This is a genomic window from bacterium (genome assembly GCA_035295165.1).
In the GTDB taxonomy this organism is placed as follows: Bacteria; Sysuimicrobiota; Sysuimicrobiia; order Sysuimicrobiales; family Segetimicrobiaceae; genus JAJPIA01.
The window spans coordinates 1-4,200 of sequence record DATGJN010000023.1; the positions used below are offsets into that span (position 1 = coordinate 1).

Genomic DNA, 4,200 nt, shown 5'->3' on the forward strand with positions numbered 1-4,200 from the left:
GGGAACGGGGTCGGGGTTCGTGTTCACGCCGGACGGGTTCGTGTTGACGAACAGCCACGTGGTGCACGGTGCGGAGTCGATCAAGTGCACGTTGCCGGACGGTACGGCGATGGCGGCGGAGCTCGTGGGGGACGATCCGGATACCGATCTGGCAGTGGTGCGGGTGCACGGGCCGGCGCTGGTGGCGGCGCCGTTAGGCGAGTCCAAGGCGCTCAGGCCGGGGCAGCTGGTGATCGCGATCGGGAATCCGCTCGGGTTTCAGGCGACCGTGACGGCGGGCGTGGTGTCTGCGTTAGGCAGGACCATGCGGGCGGAGTCGGGTCGGCTCATAGACGGGATTATTCAGACCGATGCTGCTTTGAATCCCGGCAATTCCGGCGGACCGTTGGTGAGCTCGCGGGGCGAGGTGATCGGCGTGAACACGGCCGTTATTCAGGGGGCGCAGGGGATTTGTTTTGCGATACCAATTGATACGGCGCGGTTCGTAATTCCGCGGTTGATTCGGGACGGGCGAGTGAGGCGGAGTTGGTTGGGCGTGGTGGGGCAGACGATACCGTTGTCGCGGCGGCGGGCGGCGCTCGAGCATCTCGCGGCGGCGGGCGGGGTGTTGGTGACGGGTGTGGAGCGTGGGAGTCCGGCGGAGCGGGGCGGGTTGCGGGCGGGGGACATCATCATCGGGCTCGCAGAGGAGGTGGTGAGCGGGATCGACGACCTGCAGCGAGTGCTAACGGAAGACAGGATTGGGGAGCGGGTGGAGGCGGTGGTGTTGCGGGATGGGCGGCGTGTCACGGCACACGTGATGCCGGTCGAGAGTCGCGCCCGGGTTGACTAACAGCTCGCCAGCAAGAAATCGATTTGTGCGGCAGAGCGCGCTCTCGCTATCATCATCGTAAGATCAGCCAGCGTTGCGCTGACCGTTGAACCTACCTCCTCTTTCTTCATTACACACCTCCTGCGTCGAGTCTCGATTCACCATGTTCCGATTACAACGACGGAATCTTCACGTATCACATGGCGATCCGCTGCATGCCAAAATTCAGTCAGCGAAATCGGACCGAGGCGCTCAATGGTCCGGATTTCTTCTGCGGTGAGCTCTGGGTCCGTAACGTGCCCATTGTCTTCCAGAATGAGTACAGCCCGCCGAGTCGGAGACAGTTCAATAAGGTCGCGTAGTACGTTTGCAAACTGCGCTCTAAGTCGTCTCGGTATCGCTAGGAACGCCGCTTCATCAGGGTCCTTAGCATATTCGAAAAACGCGTTGGACGACTGATAGCCATCTTCGTCGAGTAGCATGTGATACGCGAGGCCACCCGTTGGCACATTCGGGAACCGGCGGAGCGCCGAGATATTGCCCGCTCTCGCGTCCTCGAGTCCGTCGACTACTACCGGCTCGACGAGAAGTGGCGGTGAGCGACCTTCGTAGGCCTCTCGAGCATCCACAGAAAGAATGGTAATGATGAATGTCACAACTATCACTTGTTCGGATGTACATCGTGCAGGTTGTCTAGAACCTATCTCACAAATGGAAATTGCCGCAGCAGGATCACGATGCAGCCCAGCTGGACGAAGGCGAGGAAGTTGGCGGCATGGCGTTCGTAGCGGGTGACTAACCGACGAAAGTTGTGCAGCCAGGCGAAGAGCCGTTCGATCTTCCAGCGGCGGCGATAGCGCCGGAGCGCCCGCCCATCCTGGGTGCGCGGGCGGCGGCGCCGGCGGCGATGCGGCGCGATCATCTCGATCCGGCGTTCCTGCCGCAAGCGGGCGTCGAGCGCGTCACTGTCATACGCCTTGTCGCCGATGAGGTGCGCCGGCGTTCCCTCCGTTAGGAGGGCGTCGAGCGCGGCGTCGACGAGCGTGACCTCATTCGGCGAAGCACTTGCGATGGATACGCTGAGAGGAAGACCAGCGCCGTCTGCCACTGCCATGATCTTGGTCCCTTTGCCGCGGCGGGTGGGCCCGACACAGGCGCTCCTTTTTTCGCCCCCGCGTAGGTGGCGTCGATGAAGCATTCGGAGAGATCGAGCTGCCCGCGTTCCTCCAAATCCTGCGCGAGCGCGCGCAGCACGGCCTCGAGCGTCCCGTCCGCTCGCCAGTGTTGGAACCGCCGATGACAGGTCTTGGGCGAGGGATAGCGAGCGGGGAGGTCGGCCCACGGCGCGCCCGTGCGCAGGATCCAGAGAATCCCGTTCAGCACGTCGCGCGGATCACGCCACGGCCGACCGCGTCGATCGCGTCGGATGCGCGGCCGCGGCAGCAGCGGATGGAGCACGGCCCACTGGGCATCGGTCAAATCCATCGGTCGCCTCGGGTGCAGATGATGTTGAGACGACAGCATGCCGGATGCCAGCAGGTTTCATAATTTCATTTGTGAGATGACTTCTAGGAACTCTTTCGTCGCCTTGCTAAACACGTTTCCGTGATTCGTAATGATTACGTTCTCCTTGCCCGAAAGACCAGCCGCCTTCTTAATCGCTTCAATTCTGTTGCCTAGCTCCCTTCGTTCGATCTTGAGTACTTTCGCGAGAGCGCTCGAGATCTTGCTTCCCGAAAACACCACTTCCTCCCCTTCGGCAAGAGCGAGCCTACCACCTTCCTCTTCAGGTCCGGCAACAGCGCCCACGGCAAGGGCCAGTTTGACTGTTCCCTTAATTGGGTGACCAGAGCGGAAGTAATCAACGGCTTGGCTCGCGTCTTTGCCGAGCTGCGTTATTGGCGCACCTTGGTCGAGGAGGCGCGGCGATGAGTCCCCTCCCCAAGAAGGCACCGGTGGTGACGCTCGATCCGGTTGCCGCGAAGCTGGCGACGTTAGGCCTCGACTATCCGGCGAGCTGTCTCTCGGACTTGGTCGAGCAGTGCACCAGGGAACAGCTCTCGCCGCTCAGCTTCCTCGAGCTCGTGCTCACGGGCGAGCTCGAGCGCACGGACGAGCGGCGTGTGACGACGATGCTCAAGCTCTCGGGGCTCCCCACCGGCAAGACCCTCGAGGATTTCGACTGGAGCTTTCAGCCCCGCGTCGATCGCCGCCAGATCGAGACGCTGGCGACGTGCAGCTACATCCGGGAGAAGACGAACGTGCTCTTTCTGGGGCCGCCAGGCGTCGGGAAAAGCCATCTCGCCACGGCGTTAGGCGTCAAGGCGATCAAGAACGGCTTTTCGGTGAGCCACTTCGTGCTCGACGATCTCATGCACGTGCTCCGGGCCGATGCCGCCGTCCCGCCGGCGCGGCTCCGGGCCAAGCGCTACTTCAATTCGGCGCTCCTCATCGTCGACGAGGTCGGCTTCCGCCCGTTAGACCGTAGTGAAGCCAATCTCTTCTTCCGACTCGTCTCCGCCCGCTATGAACGCGGGAGCATCGTGCTCACCTCGAACAAGCACGTGCGCGACTGGCCGGCCGTCTTCGCCGATGACGAGATCTTGACCACCGCGATCCTGGACCGCTTGCTCCACCACGTCCAGGTCCTGCACATCGACGGCCGGAGCTATCCCCTCCGCGAACTCGGCGCCCTACTCGGGCCGCGGCCCGACACGCCGACTCACCCCCACTCCACTTCCGGAGGTGCCACACCATCCTGACCTACGCACCACCCGCCTGCGGGAATTTGCCTGTTCAGAACGTGCGGGAATTTGGGTGTACTTGCACACATACGTGATACCGCCACCCACCCCGGCGAAGCGAGACCATCCCGCCTAACGATGGCCCACATGCAGCCTTCGGTGTTGGGAAGCACCTCAGCCTTCGCGAGATTCTACTTATCGAGGCTGGTTGCACGGCACCCCACATGATCCCTGTCTACGCTTCGGACCGCGCGTTACCGCGACGCCCGCAAGACTCGGTACCGGCCTGCCCGCTACGGCGCTGACCGGGCGGGACTTTCACCCGCAGGTTCTCGTCAGTTTCACCAGCGCACTCCCGAACGTAGTTGAAATACAGGCGATGCCGCGTGGTGTCGCGGTGGTTAGGCCGCGGTGGATGTGAGCACGAGTTTGGTCTGCAGCGCCTGTTTCAGCAAGGGGAGGTGCCGGTAGTTCTTGACGCGGCGGAATTGCCGCTCCATCGCCCAGAGCGCGGCGGCGCACCAGCGCAGCTTCTGATCACTGGTCCGCCAGTGGGTGACCCGATGGGTCCGTGCCTCAAGGCGGCTCATCACGCTCTCGATCAGGTTCGTGGTCTTGAAGCTCACAGCAAGGACCAGCTCGTCG

General features: G+C 62.7%; 6 protein-coding genes. 2 read left to right on the forward strand and 4 right to left on the reverse strand.

Going from position 1 to position 4,200, the window contains the following annotated elements:
- The coding region (locus VKZ50_03265) for a trypsin-like peptidase domain-containing protein (GenBank protein HLJ58732.1) at positions 1-832 on the forward strand (832 nt) is incomplete at its 5' end.
- 137 nt (positions 833-969) lie between these two features.
- Here the strand turns inward: VKZ50_03265 and VKZ50_03270 are convergent.
- The 3 genes from VKZ50_03270 to VKZ50_03280 all read right to left on the reverse strand — a co-directional run bounded on the left by VKZ50_03270 (position 970) and on the right by VKZ50_03280 (position 2,764).
- A complete protein-coding gene (locus tag VKZ50_03270; protein ID HLJ58733.1) occupies positions 970-1,467 on the reverse strand; it encodes a hypothetical protein in 498 nt (165 codons plus the stop codon).
- Between the two features lie 44 nt (positions 1,468-1,511).
- Positions 1,512-2,296, reverse strand: a protein-coding gene (locus VKZ50_03275; protein HLJ58734.1) for an IS5 family transposase whose coding sequence is annotated in 2 segments (ribosomal slippage) — positions 1,512-1,954 and positions 1,954-2,296 — 786 coding nt in all. Because the reading frame shifts where the segments join, the coding sequence is not laid out codon by codon here.
- 57 nt (positions 2,297-2,353) lie between these two features.
- Positions 2,354-2,764, reverse strand: coding sequence for a hypothetical protein (locus VKZ50_03280; GenBank protein ID HLJ58735.1), 411 nt, complete (start codon positions 2,762-2,764; stop codon positions 2,354-2,356).
- Between VKZ50_03280 and istB the strand changes: the two genes are divergently transcribed.
- Entirely contained in the window at positions 2,740-3,573 is an 834-nt protein-coding gene (istB, locus tag VKZ50_03285; GenBank protein ID HLJ58736.1) for an IS21-like element helper ATPase IstB, read from the forward strand. The two genes, VKZ50_03280 and istB, sit on opposite strands and share 25 nt — an antisense overlap.
- A gap of 383 nt (positions 3,574-3,956) precedes the next feature.
- On the opposite strand, the gene VKZ50_03290 is transcribed toward istB, so the two are convergent.
- On the reverse strand, positions 3,957-4,200 hold a 244-nt coding region (locus VKZ50_03290), incomplete at its 5' end, for a hypothetical protein (GenBank protein ID HLJ58737.1).

Excerpts from the sequence above, each read along its gene's own strand:
- istB (HLJ58736.1), top strand. The coding sequence starts at position 2,740 with ATGAGTCCCCTCCCCAAGAAGGCACCGGTGGTGACGCTCGATCCGGTT.